The organism is Acinetobacter sp. 226-1 (assembly GCF_030329325.1).
GTDB lineage: Bacteria > Pseudomonadota > Gammaproteobacteria > Pseudomonadales > Moraxellaceae > Acinetobacter > Acinetobacter sichuanensis.
The window spans coordinates 131,682-150,893 of the sequence record NZ_JACANU010000004.1; the positions used below are offsets into that span (position 1 = coordinate 131,682).

15 protein-coding genes are annotated in these 19,212 nt (G+C 39.1%); 8 read left to right on the forward strand and 7 right to left on the reverse strand.

Annotated elements, in window-relative coordinates; all coding sequences use genetic code 11:
- Nucleotides 1–229: 229 nt before the first annotated feature.
- Together nirB and HX124_RS09345 are read right to left on the reverse strand one after the other, a co-directional pair.
- Nucleotides 230–2,776, reverse strand: a complete 2,547-nt coding sequence (nirB, locus tag HX124_RS09340; RefSeq protein WP_286382362.1) for a nitrite reductase large subunit NirB — start codon at nt 2,774–2,776, stop codon at nt 230–232.
- A 36-nt stretch (nt 2,777–2,812) separates the two neighbouring features.
- The gene (locus HX124_RS09345) at nt 2,813–4,183 is read right to left on the reverse strand and encodes an MFS transporter (protein WP_286382363.1); all 1,371 of its coding nucleotides are present in this window, start codon (nt 4,181–4,183) and stop codon (nt 2,813–2,815) included.
- Nucleotides 4,184–4,684: 501 nt separating this feature from the next.
- Here HX124_RS09345 and HX124_RS09350 point away from each other — a divergent pair.
- Nucleotides 4,685–5,278 (forward strand): ANTAR domain-containing response regulator, encoded by a 594-nt coding sequence (locus HX124_RS09350; RefSeq protein WP_286382364.1) that lies wholly within the window; start codon nt 4,685–4,687, stop codon nt 5,276–5,278.
- The gene (locus tag HX124_RS09355) at nt 5,275–6,288 is read left to right on the forward strand and encodes an ABC transporter substrate-binding protein (RefSeq protein WP_286382365.1); all 1,014 of its coding nucleotides are present in this window, start codon (nt 5,275–5,277) and stop codon (nt 6,286–6,288) included. Before HX124_RS09350 ends, HX124_RS09355 begins: the two co-directional genes overlap by 4 nt.
- 25 nt (nt 6,289–6,313) lie before the next feature.
- On the opposite strand, the gene HX124_RS09360 is transcribed toward HX124_RS09355, so the two are convergent.
- From HX124_RS09360 to HX124_RS09370, 3 genes are all read right to left on the reverse strand, one after another.
- Complete coding sequence (locus HX124_RS09360; protein WP_286382366.1) at nt 6,314–6,682, reverse strand: YcgJ family protein; 369 nt, start codon at nt 6,680–6,682, stop codon at nt 6,314–6,316.
- Nucleotides 6,683–6,743: 61 nt separating this feature from the next.
- The gene (gene cueR / locus HX124_RS09365; RefSeq protein WP_286382367.1) at nt 6,744–7,187 is read right to left on the reverse strand and encodes a Cu(I)-responsive transcriptional regulator; all 444 of its coding nucleotides are present in this window, start codon (nt 7,185–7,187) and stop codon (nt 6,744–6,746) included.
- Nucleotides 7,188–7,255: 68 nt separating this feature from the next.
- A complete protein-coding gene (locus HX124_RS09370) occupies nt 7,256–9,739 on the reverse strand; it encodes a heavy metal translocating P-type ATPase (RefSeq protein WP_286382368.1) in 2,484 nt (827 codons plus the stop codon).
- Between the two features lie 159 nt (nt 9,740–9,898).
- On the opposite strand from HX124_RS09370, the gene HX124_RS09375 reads away from it, so the two are divergent.
- Nucleotides 9,899–10,099 carry a heavy-metal-associated domain-containing protein gene (locus HX124_RS09375; protein ID WP_286376986.1) on the forward strand — a complete coding sequence of 67 codons (201 nt, stop codon included), beginning with the start codon at nt 9,899–9,901 and terminating at the stop codon, nt 10,097–10,099.
- A 118-nt stretch (nt 10,100–10,217) separates the two neighbouring features.
- Here the strand turns inward: HX124_RS09375 and HX124_RS09380 are convergent, their stop codons facing one another.
- A complete protein-coding gene (locus HX124_RS09380; protein WP_107007740.1) occupies nt 10,218–10,613 on the reverse strand; it encodes a MarR family winged helix-turn-helix transcriptional regulator in 396 nt (131 codons plus the stop codon).
- A 115-nt stretch (nt 10,614–10,728) separates the two neighbouring features.
- Complete coding sequence (mhpT, locus tag HX124_RS09385) at nt 10,729–11,952, reverse strand: 3-(3-hydroxy-phenyl)propionate transporter MhpT (RefSeq protein WP_286382369.1); 1,224 nt, start codon at nt 11,950–11,952, stop codon at nt 10,729–10,731.
- Between the two features lie 258 nt (nt 11,953–12,210).
- Between mhpT and HX124_RS09390 the strand changes: the two genes are divergently transcribed.
- From HX124_RS09390 to HX124_RS09410, 5 genes are all read left to right on the forward strand, one after another.
- The gene (locus HX124_RS09390) at nt 12,211–13,044 is read left to right on the forward strand and encodes a p-hydroxycinnamoyl CoA hydratase/lyase (RefSeq protein ID WP_107007674.1); all 834 of its coding nucleotides are present in this window, start codon (nt 12,211–12,213) and stop codon (nt 13,042–13,044) included.
- 36 nt (nt 13,045–13,080) lie between these two features.
- Nucleotides 13,081–14,532, forward strand: coding sequence for an aldehyde dehydrogenase (locus HX124_RS09395; protein ID WP_286382370.1), 1,452 nt, complete (start codon nt 13,081–13,083; stop codon nt 14,530–14,532).
- A 142-nt stretch (nt 14,533–14,674) separates the two neighbouring features.
- Nucleotides 14,675–16,567 (forward strand): feruloyl-CoA synthase, encoded by a 1,893-nt coding sequence (locus HX124_RS09400; RefSeq protein WP_286382371.1) that lies wholly within the window; start codon nt 14,675–14,677, stop codon nt 16,565–16,567.
- A 107-nt stretch (nt 16,568–16,674) separates the two neighbouring features.
- Nucleotides 16,675–17,814 carry an acyl-CoA dehydrogenase family protein gene (locus HX124_RS09405; RefSeq protein ID WP_286382372.1) on the forward strand — a complete coding sequence of 380 codons (1,140 nt, stop codon included), beginning with the start codon at nt 16,675–16,677 and terminating at the stop codon, nt 17,812–17,814.
- A gap of 131 nt (nt 17,815–17,945) precedes the next feature.
- Nucleotides 17,946–19,196 carry an OprD family porin gene (locus tag HX124_RS09410; protein WP_286382373.1) on the forward strand — a complete coding sequence of 417 codons (1,251 nt, stop codon included), beginning with the start codon at nt 17,946–17,948 and terminating at the stop codon, nt 19,194–19,196.
- Nucleotides 19,197–19,212 lie beyond the last annotated feature (16 nt).

Below are 19,212 nucleotides of genomic sequence, written 5' to 3' on the forward strand. Positions count from 1 at the left end.
GTTCCTCTTTTCACTCTTTAGCTTTTTTAGATCTCTTGCTTAAGTTGTTTTTATCCATCAATTCATTTCAGATTCAAGTTCCCTCTCCTATGAGGAGAGGGTTAGGGAGAGATATTCTCCTCCTAGAGCCTTGTTCCTGAGCCATATTGGGTGCAAGATCAGGCACTTTTAATTTGAAAAATAATGGAAAATTTTCATTTTAACTTTCGCAAGTTTTCTATAGCTTTCATTAAGCCTCAACCACAGGAATACGTGTCACATCACGTTCAGCTTCAGTTTTTGGACGAATTTGTCCACGAACCTCTGCAAATTGGATATGCGGATCTTGTTGTTGTTCAGCTTTGGCATTGATAAAGGTGACAAAACGTTTACGCACTTCAGGATCTTCCACCGCCGTACGCCATTCATCTTGATAAGTTCCGACCACATGACTCATACGGCGTTCAAGCTCAATGGCTACACCTAAAGAATCATTGACCACCACATCTTTGAGATAATCCAAACCACCTTCCATGTTGTCGCGCCACACAGAAGTACGTTGTAAACGATCCGCCGTTTGGATATAGAACATGAAGAATCGGTCGATATATTTGATTAAAGTTTGGGTATCTAAGTCAGAAGCTAATAGTTCGGCATGACGTGGTTTCATACCACCATTACCGCAAACATATAAATTCCAACCCTTTTCAGTGGCAATCACACCAACATCTTTACTTTGCGCTTCGGCGCATTCACGGGTACAGCCTGAAACTGCCATTTTGAGTTTATGCGGTGAACGTAAACCCTTGTAGCGATTTTCAAGGAAAATGGCTAAACCGACAGAATCATCCACACCATAGCGGCACCATGTACTACCGACACAGGATTTGACTGTACGTAATGATTTACCGTAGGCATGACCTGATTCAAAGCCTGCATCAATCAGTTTTTTCCAAATTTCAGGCAATTGATGCAATTGTGCGCCAAACATATCCACACGCTGACCACCTGTGAGTTTGGTATACAAACCATATTCTTTGGCAATTTGACCGATTGCAATCAAACCATCAGGGGTGACTTCACCGCCTGCCATACGCGGTACAACCGAATAAGAACCATCTTTTTGAATATTGCCAAGATAGTAGTCATTACTGTCTTGAAGCCCTGCATGGCTTGGTTTCAGCACAAAGTCATTCCAACAGGAAGCGAGAATATTTGCAGCCGTTGGTTTACAAATATCGCAACCTAAACCATGCCCATGCTGTTGAATGAGATCATCAAAAGTCTTGATTTCATTGACACGTACCAAGTGATACAACTCTTGGCGTGAATAAGCAAAGTGCTCACAAAGATGATTATTGACCGTCACCCCTTGTCGTTGTAATTCTGATTTTAAAACCTGAGTCACTAATGGTGCACAACCTCCACATGCGGTTGCTGCTTTGGTGCATTTTTTCAGTGCGCCTAAAGAAGTTGAACCATCCGCAATTGCTGAACAAATATCGGCTTTAGACACGTTATTACATGAGCAAATGGTGGCACTGTCAGGCAGTAGGTCTACACCGCTGCCGCCTGATTTTGCCGATGATAGTGCATAGCCGGGCATGATTAAACTTTCAGGATTTTCGGGAACGTCCAATCCATTCAGCATCATTTGCAATAAGTCGTTATATTCTTTAGCACAACCGACCAACACGGCACCAAGTAGCTTGGTTTTTTCTGCATTGATCACGATTTTTTTATACACCATCGTGTCTTCATCAGCATAGAAATAGCTCAGTGCATTTGGGGTCATGGCATGTGCATCACCTACTGAGGCAACGTCAACACCCATCAGCTTGAGTTTGGTGCTCATGTCTGCGCCTGCAAACGCGTTACAGCTTTGTTGCAGTACATGTTTTGCCGCAATCCGTGCCATATCATAGCCCGGTGCAACCAAGCCATAGATTTTATTTTGCCATAATGCACATTCACCAATCGCATAAATGTCTGCATCAGACGTTTGGCAATAATCATTGATGATGATCCCGCCACGCTCACCAATAGCTAAACCGCTTTGACGTGCGAGTTCATCACGTGGGCGAATCCCTGCGGAGAATAAGACAATATCGGTTTCAAGTTCAGAACCATCCGCAAACTTCATCACATGCGTGGCATTTACCCCATCTTCAATTGAAGAGGTTGCTTTTTGGGTGTGAACTTTTACCCCCAAATTTTCAATTTTCGAACGTAAAACCTTTCCACCTAAATCATCAATTTGTACCGCCATTAACCGTGGTGCAAATTCAACGACATGGGTTTCTAAATCCAAATCACGTAAAGCTTTCGCCGCTTCTAAACCAAGCAGACCGCCACCGATGACCACACCTGTTTTGGCATTTAAACTCGCTTTTTTGAGTGCATCCAGGTCTTCAATGGTGCGGTACACAAAACAATTCTGACGATCATTGCCCGGAATCGGTGGTACAAACGCATAAGAACCTGTGGCAAGAATGAGTTTGTCATAGCTGATTACATCGCCGTGATTGGTGGTGATCAACTTATTGACTGTATCAATCGCTGTTGCTTTGGTGCTTAAACGCAGATCAATCCCATAGGCATCGGCAAAGTCTGAGCGACACAGGGTTAAGTCTTTTGCCGATTTACCTGTGAAATATTCAGTCAAATGCACACGGTCATAGGCTAAACGGGGTTCTTCTGCCAAGATGGTAATTTCAACTTCATCACCTGCATGCTCTAATACAGATTCAATGAATTTGTGTCCGACCATTCCGTGACCAATCATGACTAGTTTCATTGCAATTCTCCTCAAATTTTGTTGTTATTGTTGTGGTTAAACGCTATTTTTCAGGCTGATGGCTTCTTGCTCAAGGCTTTGGCGCTCAAGTACCGCAGCTTCAAATAACTTTTGTTCTTTCTCTTTATGCTCAACGGAGAAACGAATCATCAACACAAAACTTGCTGCTATCACCACCAAGCCGCCAAGTACCATCAATGTCGTTTGAATGTCCAACATGCCTTTGAGTAAGAACCCCGCTGCGACTGCGCCGACGTTACCGCCTGCACCGATGATGCCTGCTACACCGCCCAAAGCATCACGGTCAATGAATGGCACAAGTGCATAGGTTGCGCCACATGCCATGTGGGTAAATAAAGCAAATACAGTCATTGCAAGAATGGCGTAGATGGCTGTATTCATTTGTGAGAATACGATGAGGAATAAACCTTCCATTAAAATCATGGCAAACAAGACTTTAGTACGACCATCCAAGCCTTTTTTGGTTGCCACTTTGTCTGAAACAATCCCACCTAAAGCACGGGCGAATAGTGCAAGTAAACCGAAGATCCCTGCTGCCATACCTGCTTCTTTTAAACCAAAGCTGAAATGCTCGACGTAGTACATTGCCACGATGTTATGAATAAAGATTTCAATCCCGAAACACGCTGCATACGCACCAAATAAAATCCATACACGGTAGTTTTTAGCGGCGTGTTTTAAAATCGCAAGACCACCTTTTTTATCACTTCCGACACTGATTCCTTGCGCACGAAGTTCCTTAAAGTCACCTTGTGGACAGTCTTGGGTAAATTTCCAATACATTGCCCCCACAATCAGCATCATCACACCCGGAACAATTAGCGCCACTCGCCACCCCATGGCTTGTTCAACACCAAACATCACCAAAGCACTGAGCATTAGCGGCATTAAAGCTTGTGTGGCACCACCACCTGCATTGCCCCAACCTGCTGTGGTGGCATTTGCCGTTCCAACAACATTCGGTGCAAACATGATGCTTGTGTGGTATTGGGTAATCACAAAACTCGCCCCAATTGCCCCGATCAATAAGCGAAAAAAGAGAAAAGATTCATAACTATTGGCGCATGCCACACCAAAAACAGGAATACTGCCAATGATCAATAATGCAGTGTAGGTTTTACGTGGACCGTATTTATCACACAGCGGTCCAACCATTAAACGAACCAAAATGGTAATGGCGACGGCAGCAATGTTGATATTGGCAATCTGATCTTTAGTGAGATGAAATTCCCCTGCGATCACAGGCATGAGTGGCGCACAGGCAAACCATGCAAAGAAACAGACAAAAAACGCGAGCCAACTCATATGGAAGGCTCTCATTGCTGCGCTGCTAAAACTAAAAAGACTGATTTTTGTTGCTTTTTTTGCTTCTAAATTTGAAGACATAACCTTCTCCTGACTGAACTGAGCGTGTTTTTGCAGTCACTGAATAAACAGATGACTGAAGCGATCAGAGCGGACATCGTTGGCCGTCTTACAAATTTTATTGGAGTCGTCTTTGACTCATGGAAGATAAAGCAATGACTATGCCAATATTTTAAAAAACAACATAAAGCACTGAAATTTATTATTTTATTCATATGAAATTAAAATTTTACATTTATTTTATAAGGAAAATATTAAAATGGTCTCAAAACTAAACTGCATTGTTGATGTGCTGAATGTACGAAATTGGTGCAGTCTTGTCTTAATCAAATAAGCATTGAACTTATGCAATCTTTTTAAAGCATTAGGTCAGGGTCAATAGAAGCGTTGATTTTTGTGAATATCTTTAGGTATGTTTTAGCAAAAAGAGTTCTCACCTTTGAAAAAAGTAATGAATGGTATATTGGCATTTATTTTGCTTACAAATTTTCTGAAAAGTTGCACATCTGTGTAGAAAAACCCATGCCTAAACTCAAAATTGCGCTGATCGATGATGATTTGGCGCGTGCACATTTGATTGAACAATCCTTGCGTGAACATGACTTCGATGTAGTGGCATGTCTGAGCATTGATCATGTCAATCTAACGCCCTTAAAACAATTACAGGCAGATATTATTTTATTGGATATGGACAATCCACACCGCGACTTGATTGAAAATTGTGTCAGTCAGTTCGATTTGCCCACAGTTTTATTTACCAAAAACAGTCAAAAAGACACCATTAAAAATGCAATTGATGCAGGCATTACCGCCTATATTATTGATGGGATTGATCCCAGTAAACTTGAAGCCATTTTGGAAATTTCCATTGAACAATTTAAAAAACATCAGAAATTGGCAAATGACCTCAAAGACACCAAAACCAAACTCGCTGACCGTAAAGATATTGATAAAGCAAAAGTTTTACTGATGAAGTTGCATCATCTTAATGAAGAAAGTGCCTTTGCCCTGTTGCGTAAAAATGCCATGAGTCACCGTATGACCATGGGCGAAATGTCGCGCAGACTGATTGATGCCCAAGCCTTATTGCAAGGTCAACTGAAGGACGAACCATGAATCATATTGCGCACCTAGAAAAAACAGAATTACAGATTGGTTATATTCCTTTGTTGGACTGTATTGCATTGTTATGGGCAGAACATCAGGGTTATTTTCATGATGTCGGTTTAAATGTCACTTTGGTCAAAGAGGCATCTTGGGCGAGTTTACGTGATCGCTTGGCATTTGGTATTTTGGATGCAGCACATTGTCTGTCCGCCATGTTGCCTGCTGCTGCAATTGGGGATGATCAATTGGGCATTCCCTTACAGACCTCTTTGTTGCTCAGTCGCAATCAGGCATATATCAGTCTGAGTCAACATCTGTGTTATCAATGCAAGATCAGCGCACAAGACAGTCCACAAAGTGCCGCCAGCAAAGTCATTGCTGCAATTCAAAATGGACATGCCTTACAGCTTGCCCATGTATTTAAACATTCAATTCATCATTATGCGCTCAGAGAATGGTTTGCACTTGTCGATGAAAATCTTGCCAAAAATTATCCATTTAACACTTTGCCACCGCCTTATATGGTGGAAGCCATGTCCAAACAAATCATTGATGGTTTTTGTGTCGGTGAACCGTGGAATGTACAGGCTCAGATTCAGGGCTATAGTCAGGTTATTGCTTCAGCGCAACAGATTATTCCTGAGGTTGCTGATAAAGTTTTAGCAACAAGCTCAGAATGGGCAGAACTTTATCCCAATACGCTCAATGCACTCAGCACGGCAATTCAACAGGCACAACAAGATTTTGATCAACTTGAACATTTAGATGAGATATGGGACTTATTAGAACAGCGTCAGATTATTCAGTTTAATTGCTCCGATTGGGTTCATGTTGCGCATTTTCATAAAATTCAAAAGATTATTCGCTCTTTTGGTACACAACATCCACCCCAAAGTAATGATTTTGAATGGATGATTCAACAAATGTGCAAATGGCAAAACTTGCAATTGGACGCAAAGAAAATCAATGCCATTGCGATGCAATGTATAGGAAAACACCGATTTTCTGAGGTGGAATGATCACATTGTAGGGAATTTTTGTGTGTTATTGACCAAATAAAGCTTGAGTATAGTTTGGTGCAACTGCACTACGTTTTCCATTCGCATCAAAATAACGATCTACATGACAGCGTTTGGCTTGGGTATCACAGAAAATACCATTGGCAAATGTAAACTGTGTCTGATTCAACTGAACTTGTGAAAAAACACGCTCCGCCTGCGCTTGCCCTAAATATTTTTCGGTCAGTACTTTAGATAGACCTTCGGCATTGGCACAGATATATTGATCACATAAAACCTTTGCTTCGGGTTGCTTTAAATCAATCCCTTGAATCGGGTTCTGTGGTTGAGTTTGCCCTGTTTGGCAACCCCATAAAAACATGGGAATACAGACCAGATAAGCCAGTTTTTTCATATAAAAATCCAAATATATCATGCAAAAAACAAGCGTATATTTTATATAAATATTCTAGTATTTATACAGAAGAAATTTTCTGATCGGCTATGACATTGTCATGATTGTCATGTAAACAACCAAATTCAATATTTTCTAAAATTGTACAATTGGCTTGATGATCTCCTGTGCAATGGTTTGCAGAGGCTTGTAATAAATTCACCATACTTTGTAGCTGAGCAATTTTCTGATTTAACACATCAATATGTTTTAAAGTCAATTGTTTCACTTCTGCACTTTGTCTCTCGGTATTTTTCCACAAAGATAGTAATTCTTTCATCTGTTCAGAAGAAAAACCTAGATCACGCGCGTGTTTTAAAAAGTTGAGCGTTTTTAAATCTTGCTCAGAATAAATCCGATAACCTGAAGCAGAACGTTTGGCTAAGTCCAATAAACCAATTTGCTCATAATAGCGAATCATTTTACTTGAAATCCCTGTCTGTTTTGAGATTTGACCTATATTCATTTCAGTGCCCTCTACTGAAAAAAATGACATCAGCGCAAAGTATGCCTCATGTCATTTTTCTTCATGATTCAATGCGATGATTCAAATTTGATTGCATGAAAATATTTTAAGCGTAAAGCATTGCCTAACACAAATACAGAAGACAATGCCATCGCACCCGCAGCAAATACAGGAGATAACAAAATACCAAATGCTGGATACAACACGCCTGCGGCGATTGGAATCAAGGCGATATTATAAATAAATGCCCAAAATAAGTTTTGATGAATATTGCGTATCGTTGCTTTACTTAAGGCAATCGCATTTGGCACACCTTGTAAATTACCTGACATTAAGACCACTTCCGCTGCTTCAATTGCGACATCTGTTCCTGTACCAATGGCAATACCCACATCTGATTTTGCCAATGCTGGTGCATCATTGATACCATCACCAACAAAAGCCACACGACCATATTTTTGCTGTAATTGTTGCACAACGTCCACTTTACCTTCAGGTAAAACTTCCGCTTCCACTTGGTCAATGCCTAAGCGAGTTGCGATTGCATGTGCAGTATGTCGGTTATCGCCTGTAATCATGGTGACTTTTAAACCTAACTGATGCAAAGCATCAATTGCAGCAAATGTTGATGGTTTAATTGGGTCAGCGACTGCGACAATTGCCGCTAATTTTTGTCCAATCGCCACATAAATTGGGGTTTTCCCCTCATTGCCTAAACGCGCAGCCTCTTGTTCAAACGCGCTGACATTTACACCAATCTCATGCATATAACGGTCAGCACCGATTTGAACCGCTTGCCCATCAACTTCAGCTTTAATTCCTGAACCTGTCACCGAGTCAAATGCAGTCACAGGCAAGAATTCGATATTTTCATCTTCAGCCGCTTTGACAATCGCCAAGGCAATAGGATGTTCCGATTTTGCTTCGACAGAGGCAACGATTTGCAGAACCTGATCACGCTCAAAACCATCTTGCACATGAAAGTCTGTTAAAGTCGGTTTGCCTTCGGTTAAGGTTCCTGTTTTATCCACTGCAACAACTTTGACTTCTTGCAATAACTGGAGTGCTTCGCCTTTACGGAATAAAATTCCCATTTCAGCGCCACGACCTGTACCGACCATAATTGAAGTTGGTGTTGCCAAACCCATTGCACAAGGACAAGCAATAATCAAAACCGCAACGGCATTGACCAAACTAAAGGTTAAAGCAGGTTCAGGACCAAAAATAAACCAGATGATGAAGGTGACTAGTGCTAAAAACATCACCGCAGGTACAAACCACATGGTGACTTTATCCACCAAGGCTTGAATAGGCAGTTTTGAACCTTGTGCTTGCTCGACCATACGAATAATTTGTGCGAGTACAGTCGATTCGCCAATTGCAGTAGCGCGAATATTTAAAGTCCCATTTTGGTTGATTGTTCCACCAACCACTGGATGACCTAGCGTCTTTTCTACAGGAATCGGCTCACCTGTGATCATGGCTTCATCGATATAACTATGACCTTCAACCACTTCACCATCTACAGGTACACGTTCACCTGGACGAATTTCAACAATGGTATCTGTTGTGACCTCAACCACTGGAACTTCAAGCACTTGCCCATCTCGATGAATACGTGCTGTTTTGGCTTGCATTCCGACTAAATGTTGAATGGCTTGTGAAGTACGTCCTTTGGCTTTTGCCTCAAAATAACGTCCAAGTAAAATCAAACTGACAATAACAGCAGCAGCCTCAAAATAGACGTGAACTGTGCCTTGCGGTAATACGTCAGGAATAAATGTTGCGACTAAGGAAAAGCTATAAGCAGCTAAGGTACCTACTGCCACCAGCGAGTTCATATCGGGTGCAAGTCTAAATAAAGCAGGAATCCCTTTTTCATAGAAACGACGACCAGGGAAAATCAACACTAAAGTCGTTAATACAAACTGAATGAGCCAGTTGTTATATTGCCCAATGTTATGCATGATCCACATATGGAAAGATGGGATCATGTGTGCGCCCATTTCCAAAATAAAAACAGGCACAGCCAAAATTAACGAAATAATTAAATCTCGTTTCAGTTGGTGCAGTTCAGTTTCTTTTTTATCTTGTTGTTGGTTGTTGTCCTGCTCAAGCAGTTTTGCATCATAGCCTGCTTTTTTTACAGCTTGAATCAAGTCACCACTAGAAACACCACCATCTGCTTGAATCCAAGCCTGTTCAGTTGCCAAATTGACATTAGCTTGTTGTACACCTTGAACTTTTTTCAGTGCTTTTTCTACACGTGCGACACACGATGCACAGGTCATTCCATCAATAATAAGCTCTATAGGTTGTGCTTTAGGTACATCATAACCTGCGCGTTCAACTGCTTTGACCAAAGTATTTCGGTCAATCGGTTGTGAAGATGTAATGACTGCCTTTTCAGTGGCAAGGTTTACCGCTGCACTTGCTACGCCATCCACTTTTTTTAAGGCTTTTTCTACACGTCCCACGCATGAAGCACATGTCATTCCTTCGATTGACAGGGTTTCTTGGTATTGCGTGGAAACTGTATTTTGTGAGCTCATGATGACCTCCAACGATTTCAATATTCTGAGTTCAGCATACAGATTGACATCATGGGAAGGTCAAGAATTTTTTTGGTATTTATTATTTTTCTACAACACGCTTGACCTTACCATGATGATAAGGTTTAAAATTTAAACCAATACAATTTCTGTTGGAGAATAACCATGAAATTATTGATTGAAAATATGACATGCGGTGGCTGTGCGCGTGGTGTTACTGCAACAATTCAAGATGTCGATGCGAATGCAAAAGTTGATATTGATTTAGCAACAAAAATTGTGACTGTTGAAACATCTGAAAGCTTAGACAAAGTGACCGCAGCTTTAGCAGAAGACGGCTTCCCTGCAAAAGTTCAGTAGTTCAGTAAATAACTGTATAAAACGCGTTCATTATAAACCGTGTATTGATATACGGTTTATATTTTTATTACCCAATAAATTTAAATAATACATAATCTTATTACCACATCAATCAACTTTAATCTTTTAAATTATTGACCATTAACTCTAAGTTATTTCGAATCAGATAGGCTAAATTAATATCAATATTGTTTAACATTTTTTGTTCTAATAATTCGACCACTTGGTTACATTCCGCTAATTTATCCCAACCTGAAGCTGTGAGTTGAATTAAAATACGGCGTCCATGCGTTGGGTCTGAATGCTTTTCAATCCATCCTGTACTTTCAAGATCTTGTAAAATTTTATTTGCAGATTGTGGCTTAATAAACGATTTTTCAGCTAATTTTGCATTGGATAAACCTTTTTTTGCAGCTAAAACTGAAAGTGCGGTGTACTGCGGTAAACTGATATTTAAAGGTTTAAGCTGCTCAGTCAATTGTTTGCTGATAATACGATCTACACGTGCCAACATATAGCTGAGTTTAGGTGCATTTAAGTTGTGTTGATTCACGTAAAATTCCAATTCTAAGTTCTATTCAATAAGTATAAGAAGTATGATGCGAAAATCATACTTCTTAAAACGTCAATTAATTTGAGGTTTTTAGCACAGGCGTAACCGTTTGATTTTTACGTCTAACCAGCAGTAATGCAGCGATTGCGGCAATCAAAATGATTGGAATACTTGAACCAATGACCATGGTAGAACTTGAGCCGAAAGATAACAATAAACCTGCTAATAATGGACCTGCAAAAGACCCTATTCGCCCTATTGCTACCGCAGCACCTACACCCGTACCACGCATTGCGGTTGGATAGAACATTGCAGCTAAACCATATAATGCAGATTGTCCACCGACAATAAATAAACCACAACCGACAGCAGACAGTGCCAACAAAGCAACCGTTGGTGAAATCGCTAAACAACACAAAGAAAATAAGATCCCGACATAAATAAATTTAATCACAGAACTCATTTTCAGTTTATCTAACATCATACCCATTAAAATAGAACCAAATATTCCTCCGATGTTATAGCCGATTTGTACATAATTGGCTTCGGTTTTATTTAGACCTTGTGCGCCCATTAATAGCGGTAACCAATTGAGTAAGAAGTATAAAACTACGAGCGTACAGAAAAAACTCACCCAAAGTTGCAAGGTTGAAAAACGGCGTTCTTTGGCAAATAAAACCTCCCAATAAGGCGTACTTGGTTTGTGATGCTGTGCCAAATATACTTTTGATTCGGGTAAATATTTAAGTAATAACGGAATCAATAAAATTGGAGCTAAACCGCCAATATAGAAAATATGACGCCATTCACTGTCACCTGCAAGCGCCATTGCTACAAATGAAGTTAACATGCCACCAAATGGAATACCGCTATACATAATACTTACAGCAGTGCCTTTGTGTTGATCTGAAACTGCTTCTGAAGTTAAAGTGATCATCATGGGTAATGCACCACCCATGCCCAAGCCTGTTAAAAAACGGATAATAATCAATAAATTATAGTTATTTGCAAAAGCTGTCAGTAACGACATAATGCCAAACAATAAGATACTGAAAATCAAGACTTTTTTACGACCAATTTTGTCTGCGATTCGACCACCCAATAAAGCACCAGGCAAAGTTCCTAAGGTTGCAGCACTAAATGCCCACGCCATTTGGGCATTATCTAGTCCAAATTCAGCACGCATACGCGGTGCAGCAACGCCCATCGACTGTAAATCGAAGCCTTCAAATACTGCTATGGCAAAGCAGAGTGCTAGTGTTGTGACGACTCTTCCTGAGTAGCCTTTTATTGTATCCATCACTATTTTCCTTGTTCTGAACCAAATATATTTTTTAGAGTTATTTCTCTCGCATGAAAAACAACCAGTAAAATATCAGATAAACTTACAAAAAAATCAAATGTTTTTTTTGATTAAATTAATAAATATTTAAAATAATTATAAAATACAATAGATTAAAATAAAAATGAAAATATTTTCAAAAAACACTTGAATGTAAGTAAAACTGATATTAAATTGATTTACATCAAATCAAACTTCGCAAATGGAATATGCACTATGAGCTATGAGAATCGTTGGAAAACTGTAGATGTAAAAGTTGAGTCAGGCATTGCTTGGGTGACGTTTAATCGTCCAGAAAAGAAAAATGCAATGAGCCCGCAACTCAATAAAGATATGATTGATGTACTTGAGGTTTTAGAACTTGATGGTGATGCACGGGTTTTAGTGCTGACAGGCGCAGGAGATTCATGGACTGCAGGAATGGATTTAAAAGAATATTTCCGTGAGGTTGATGAACAACCAGAAATTTTCCAAGAACGTATTCGTCGTGATTCATGTCGTTGGCAGTGGCAATTGCTACGCATGTATTCAAAACCAACGATTGCGATGGTAAATGGTTGGTGTTTTGGTGGTGGTTTCTCGCCTTTAGTTGCATGTGATTTAGCGATCGCAGCCGATGAAGCAACTTTTGGTCTATCAGAAATTAACTGGGGTATTCCACCGGGCAACTTAGTCAGTAAAGCAATGGCGGATACTGTAGGACATCGTACTTCTTTGTATTACATTATGACGGGTAAAACTTTTGGTGGTAAAGAAGCCGAAAATATGGGATTAATCAACAAAAGTGTTCCGCTTTCACAGTTAAAAGATGAAGTTACTGAATTAGCAAATACACTTTTAGAAAAAAATCCTGTTGTCTTGCGTACAGCAAAAAATGGCTTTAAACGTTGCCGTGAATTGACATGGGATCAAAACGAAGACTATTTATATGCCAAATTAGATCAATGTATTCATCGTGATAATGAAGGCGGTCGTCAAGAAGGTTTAAAACAATTTTTAGATGAAAAATCAATCAAGCCAGGCTTACAAAGCTATAAACGTACAGGCTAATTTATTCATCTAAATGGACATGTAAGGAAACATACCATGCAAAATGTACAGTTACTCATTAACGGTCAATCTTTAAATGCAAGTTCGGGTAAAACTTTTGATCGCATTAGCCCAATTGATGGCTCTATTGCTTCAACTGCTGCGGCAGCAACCATTGAAGATGTAGATCAAGCGATTGAATCTGCTCATCGGGCTTTTCAAACTTGGTCAAAACTTTCTCCAACAGATCGTCGTCTTAAATTATTGAAGGCTGCCGATCTAATGGATGCAAAAACCGAAGCATTTATTCAGATTGGTATGCGTGAAACTGGCTCTACAGCAACATGGTATGGTTTCAATGTCCATTTGGCTGCAAATATGCTGCGTGAAGCTGCGGCAATGACCACACAAATTGATGGCAGTCTGATTCCTTCGGATGTCCCTGGCAATATGGCAATGGGAGTCAGAGTTCCATGTGGTGTTATTGTCGGTATGGCACCGTGGAATGCACCGATCATTTTAGCCACTCGTGCTATAGCAATGCCTTTAGCATGTGGAAATACAGTCGTCCTTAAAGCGTCGGAGGCATGCCCTGCGACACACCGCTTAATTGGTGAAATATTGAATGAAGCAGGTTTAGGCGATGGTGTTGTCAATATTATTACCCATGCAGGTGAAGATGCTGCACATATTGTTGAGAGACTTGTATCACATCCACTCAGTAAGCGTATTAATTTTACGGGTTCAACACGTGTAGGAAAAATTATTGCAGAAACTGCTGCAAAGAGTTTAAAACCTGTATTGCTTGAATTAGGTGGTAAAGCACCAGTTTTGGTACTTGATCAAGCCAATATTGAAAATGCTGTTAATGCGATTGCATTCGGTGCTTTTTTCAATCAAGGGCAAATTTGCATGTCAACTGAGCGAGTTTTGGTTGATGCTCAAATTGCCGATCAATTTATTGAAAAATTAATTGAAAAAACCAAAAATATTACTGCTGGAAATCCGACAGATTCGGCATTTCCCTTAGGTGTTTTGGAAAGTGAACGTGCTGCGCAACGTATTCAAAAGATGTTAGATGATGCAACCAGCAAAGGTGCAAAACTACCTTTAGGTATTCAGATTCAAGGTACTGTCATGCAACCGACCATCGTGGTTGATGTACAGCCAAATATGCAGATTTATGCAGAAGAAACATTTGCTCCTGTCTGCACAATTCAGCGTTTTCATACACTCGAAGAAGCGATTCAATTGGCAAATGATAGCGAGTTTGGACTTTCCTCTGCTGTCTTTAGTGAAAATATTTCACAAGCTTTTGATGTTGCAAAACAAATCGAATCAGGGATTTGTCACATTAATGGTGCAACTGTGCATGATGAAGCACAAATGCCTTTTGGTGGAGTCAAACAAAGTGGTTATGGTCGTTTTGGTAGTAAAGCGTCTATTCCAGAATTTACTGAATTGCGCTGGATCACTTTACAAACAACGCCCCGACATTATCCCATTTAAAATGTTTGTTGGTAAAGATTGAAAATTTGAGTAAGTCAAATCAAGTTTGTACTTGGCTTACTCAATCTGAAAATATTGAAATAATAGATTAAATAGATAGAACTTTTTTGAAAATTTCAAAATAAATGACATGGAGTGAACAATGGCGCAATTGAATGCAGTCCAAGCCCACGCAGCGCATAATGATGTAGAACGTTTTGTAAAACTCGGTGGGCATGAAATTAATTTTCATTATCAAAATCAAACACTTTATATTTCACCCAAAGAGCAACTTCAAGATTATCCTCAGAAGCTTACAGACCGTTTATTACATTTTGCTCAAACTCAGCCAGATCATTTATTTGCAGCCAAACGTAATATACAGGGAGAATGGGTCAAACTCAGTTATGCAGATACCGTGCAAAAAGCGTGGCATATTGCACAAGCATTACATAATCGTGGCAATTTATCAGCAGAACGACCATTGGTTATTTTGTCGGGAAATGATCTAGAACATTTACTTTTATCAATGGCTGCGATGTTTGCAGGTGTTCCATTTTCAGCAATTTCCCCTGCTTATTCATTAATTTCGCAAGATTTTAGCAAATTAAAACATGTTTTTGATGTCCTTACACCGGGGTTGATTTTTGCAAATGATGGACATGCTTTTGCTCATGCGATTCAAAGCTGTGCGAGTTCAGATATTGAGGTGATTACATGTTCAGGCATGTTAGGTGAACAACGATGTACTGCATTTCAAAGTTTATTAGACACGCCTGTTCATAATGTTAAAGCGCATTATGAAAGTTTAGACGAACATCAAATTGCAAAGTTTTTATTTACTTCAGGCTCAACAAAACTACCCAAAGCAGTACCTACAACACACTTAATGTTATGTGTAAATCAACAAATGATTTTACAAACCTTTCCTGAATTTGCAGACACTCCACCTGTTTTATTAGATTGGTTGTCGTGGCATCATACTTTTGGTGGCAGCCATAATGTCGGTATTGCACTATATAATGGCGGAACCATTTATATTGATGATGGTAAGCCTGTTGCAGGCAAGTTTGATGAAACCATTCGTAACTTAAAAGAAATTTCTCCAACAGTGTATTTGAATGTACCAAAAGGCTGGGAAGAACTCACCGTAGCGTTGGAAAATGATGCTGAATTACGAGAACATTTTTTTGCCAAAGTTAAAATCTTATTTTTTGCAGGTGCTGCATTATCAGATGCAGGTTGGAAGAGATTAGATCGTATTGCACAGCAGCATTGTGGTGAGCGTATTCGTATTATGTCAGGTTTAGGCATGACAGAAACTGCACCTTCGTGTTCATTTTCAACAGGTCCTAAAGTGATGGCTGGGTTTATTGGTTATCCTGCGCCGGGCTGTGAAATTAAACTCTCTCCTATTGGTGATAAATTAGAATTTTGTGTACGTGGTAAAAATGTCATGCGTGGTTATTGGCGTTTAGCAGCAGATCAACAAGCCAATATTTTTGATGAAGAAGGCTATTATCGTACAGGCGATGCTGTACGTTTGGTCGATCCAAAGCGTCCAGAACTGGGGTTAATGTATGATGGACGTATTGCCGAAGACTTTAAATTAAATACAGGCACATTTGTTAATGTAGGCACACTTCGTAATAAAGTGCTGATTCAGGGTAATCAACTGATCCAAGATGTGTGTATTACGGGTTCAAATTTAAATGCTTTAGGTTTTCTGATTTTTGCAAAACTTGATGCATGTGCCGAACTTGCAGGTCTGAATCAAAATAGCACAGCCACTGAAATCTTAACGCATCCTAAAGTGCATGAATGGTTTAAAAAATTTCTGATGGAATTTAATAAAGATGCAACTGGAAGTTCAAATACCGTTTCAATGTTATCGCTTATGTTACAAGCACCGCAGTTAGATGCAGGTGAAATTACGGACAAAGGCAATTTAAACCAAAGTAACATTTTAAAAAGACGTCAGGCATTGATTGAAGAACTTTATTCAAAACAAACAGATAATCCTTTAATTATCCGTGTTCCTGTGCTGAAAAATTAAAACCTTAAACAAAAAACCTGAGTAAAAACAGCATATTTAAATTTATGCTGTCAGGATTTTTTTTGTCTTATTTTTTGAATCTTGGGAATTTAGGTGGGAATTTAAGTATGCAAATTGATCATGAATTTGAGTTATTTCGAGATAATTTTAAGCGTTTTTTAGCAGAATATGTTGCGCCTTTTTATGAATCTTGGGAAGAAAATGGACTCATTCCACGCGAGTTATGGCATCAATTAGGTGAAAATGGTTTTTTATGTGTTGATGTCGCTGAAGAATATGGTGGATATGGCGCACCAGTACATTATTCACTGATGTTAGTACAAGAAACAGCACAAGCAGGTTTCACTTCTTTGGCTGTGGCAATGGGTGGGCAAAGTGAATTGGTTTCACCTTATATTCAAAATATTGGGACAGAAGCCCAAAAAAAATACTGGTTACCCAAAATGGTATCTGGCGAAGTCGTTACAGCAATTGCCATGACAGAAGCCAATGCTGGATCAGATTTACAAGCCATTCGAACTCAAGCCATTTTAAAAGATGATTATTATTGTGTTGATGGTTCTAAAACCTTTATTTCTAATGGTCAACATGCAGATTTAATTGTATTAGTGGCTAAAACTGATCCGCATGCGCGGGCAAAAGGAATGTCTATTTTATTGGTCGATGCTCATCTAGAGGGGGTCAAAAAAGGTCGTTTACTCAAAAAAATAGGCTTGCATGCTCAAGACACCGCAGAACTTTTTTTTGATCAAGTGCGTGTTCCTCAGGATCAACTCTTGGGGCAAGAAGGTCAAGGCTTTACTTATCTTATGCAAGAATTACCACGTGAAAGGTTAAGTATTTCTATGATGGCTTTAGGGGCAATTTTAGGTGCGATTCAGATTACAACTCAATATGTAAAAGAGCGAAAAGCTTTTGGGCAATATTTAAGTCAAATGCAAAATACACGATTTGTTCTTGCTCAAGCCCAGATTAAAGCCAATGCTGCTCAGGCATTTGTCAAACAATGTGCCGATTTATACCATCAAAAACAACTGAACGTCACGCAAGTTGCTGCTCTAAAATGTTTTATTACTGATACTCAATGCGAAATTATGGATCAGCTTTTACAACTTTTTGGTGGTTATGGCTATATGCAAGAATATCCAATTTCACGTTTTTTTGTAGATGCGCGTGTGCAAAAGATATATGGCGGCAGCAATGAAATTATGAAAGAAATCGTTGCTCGTGAGTTACTTGGAAAATAACTCAAAACCAAAATAAAATTTTCGATTTAAAAAACTAGATTTAAACAATAGTTTGCCAAGTTTTCACCACAAGGCAGTACGGGAGCGTATTGCCAAAAATTAAAAACATAAACATTTCAGGATGAAATGCAATGAAAAAACTCTCTATAAGCTGTGCTGCACTTTTGTCATGTTCAACATTTGCCAATGATTTCATTGATAAAAGCAGTGTGACTTTAACCGCACGTAATTTCTATTTTGACCGTGATTATCAAGAGCAAGCAGCTTTTCCTGCGGCTAAAGACTGGACACAAGGTTTTATTTTAAAAGCGAATTCTGGTTATACCGAAGGAACTGTTGGTTTTGGTTTAGATGTACTGGCAACAGCAGGTTTTAAACTTTATGCCGATGACCATGATGCAGGAACAGGAAATTTACCCCGTGATTTAAAAACCAATCAGCCGACTTCGAGTTATGGTGAAATTGGTTTAACCGCTAAAGCCAAAATCAGCCAAAGTGAATTAAAGGTCGGAACATTAACACCTATGAATCCCGTGTTGGTTGCCTCACCTGCCCGGCTTTTACCACAGACATATCAAGGTGTTTCATTACAATCTAAAGATATAAAAAATTTAGATCTACAAGCAGCATATATTAATAAGGTGAATCATCGTGATTCAACGAACTGGGAAAATATTAAAATCTCAGGTGTAAATGGACGTTTCAAAGCAGCAGAAACAGATGGTTTATATTATACAGGTGGATTTTATCAACTAAACTCTGCACTGAGACTTGGCTTATTTTATCTTAATGTAAATGATTTATATGAACAAAGTACCACAGGATTTTTATATAAATGGGAAATAGATCCACGTACACAATTAAATACTTATTTTCATTATTATCGTAGTCGCGATGAAGGACAAGCCAAAGCAGGTTTAGTCGATAATGACCTTTATCATACGCATGTAGAGTTAAAACGTGATAATCACAAATTTATTGTTGGATCATTTCAACATCATGGTGATACCGCATTTCCGTATTTATCGGGTGGTGAAACAGGTTTGCTGATTGATACGTGGCCGGGTGAATTTTTAAATCCTAAAGAAAAAGTTTATAGCTTACGCTATGAATATGATTTTAAAGATTATGTACAAGGCTTACGCTTTATGACGCGTTATACACGAGGCTCAAATATTTATGCGCCACATTTAGGTGGAACAAATCTAAAAGAAGACGAACTTGATTTTGATGTTGGCTATACCGTGCCAAGTGGAACATTTAAAAATTTAGGTTTAAGAGTGCGTTATGCCATCTATGACAATAATATGTCAGCAACAGCCAATATTAAGCCTGTAAATGAAACTCGTCTTAATATTGACTACACATGGAAATTTAAATAAAAAAATATTTGAAAAA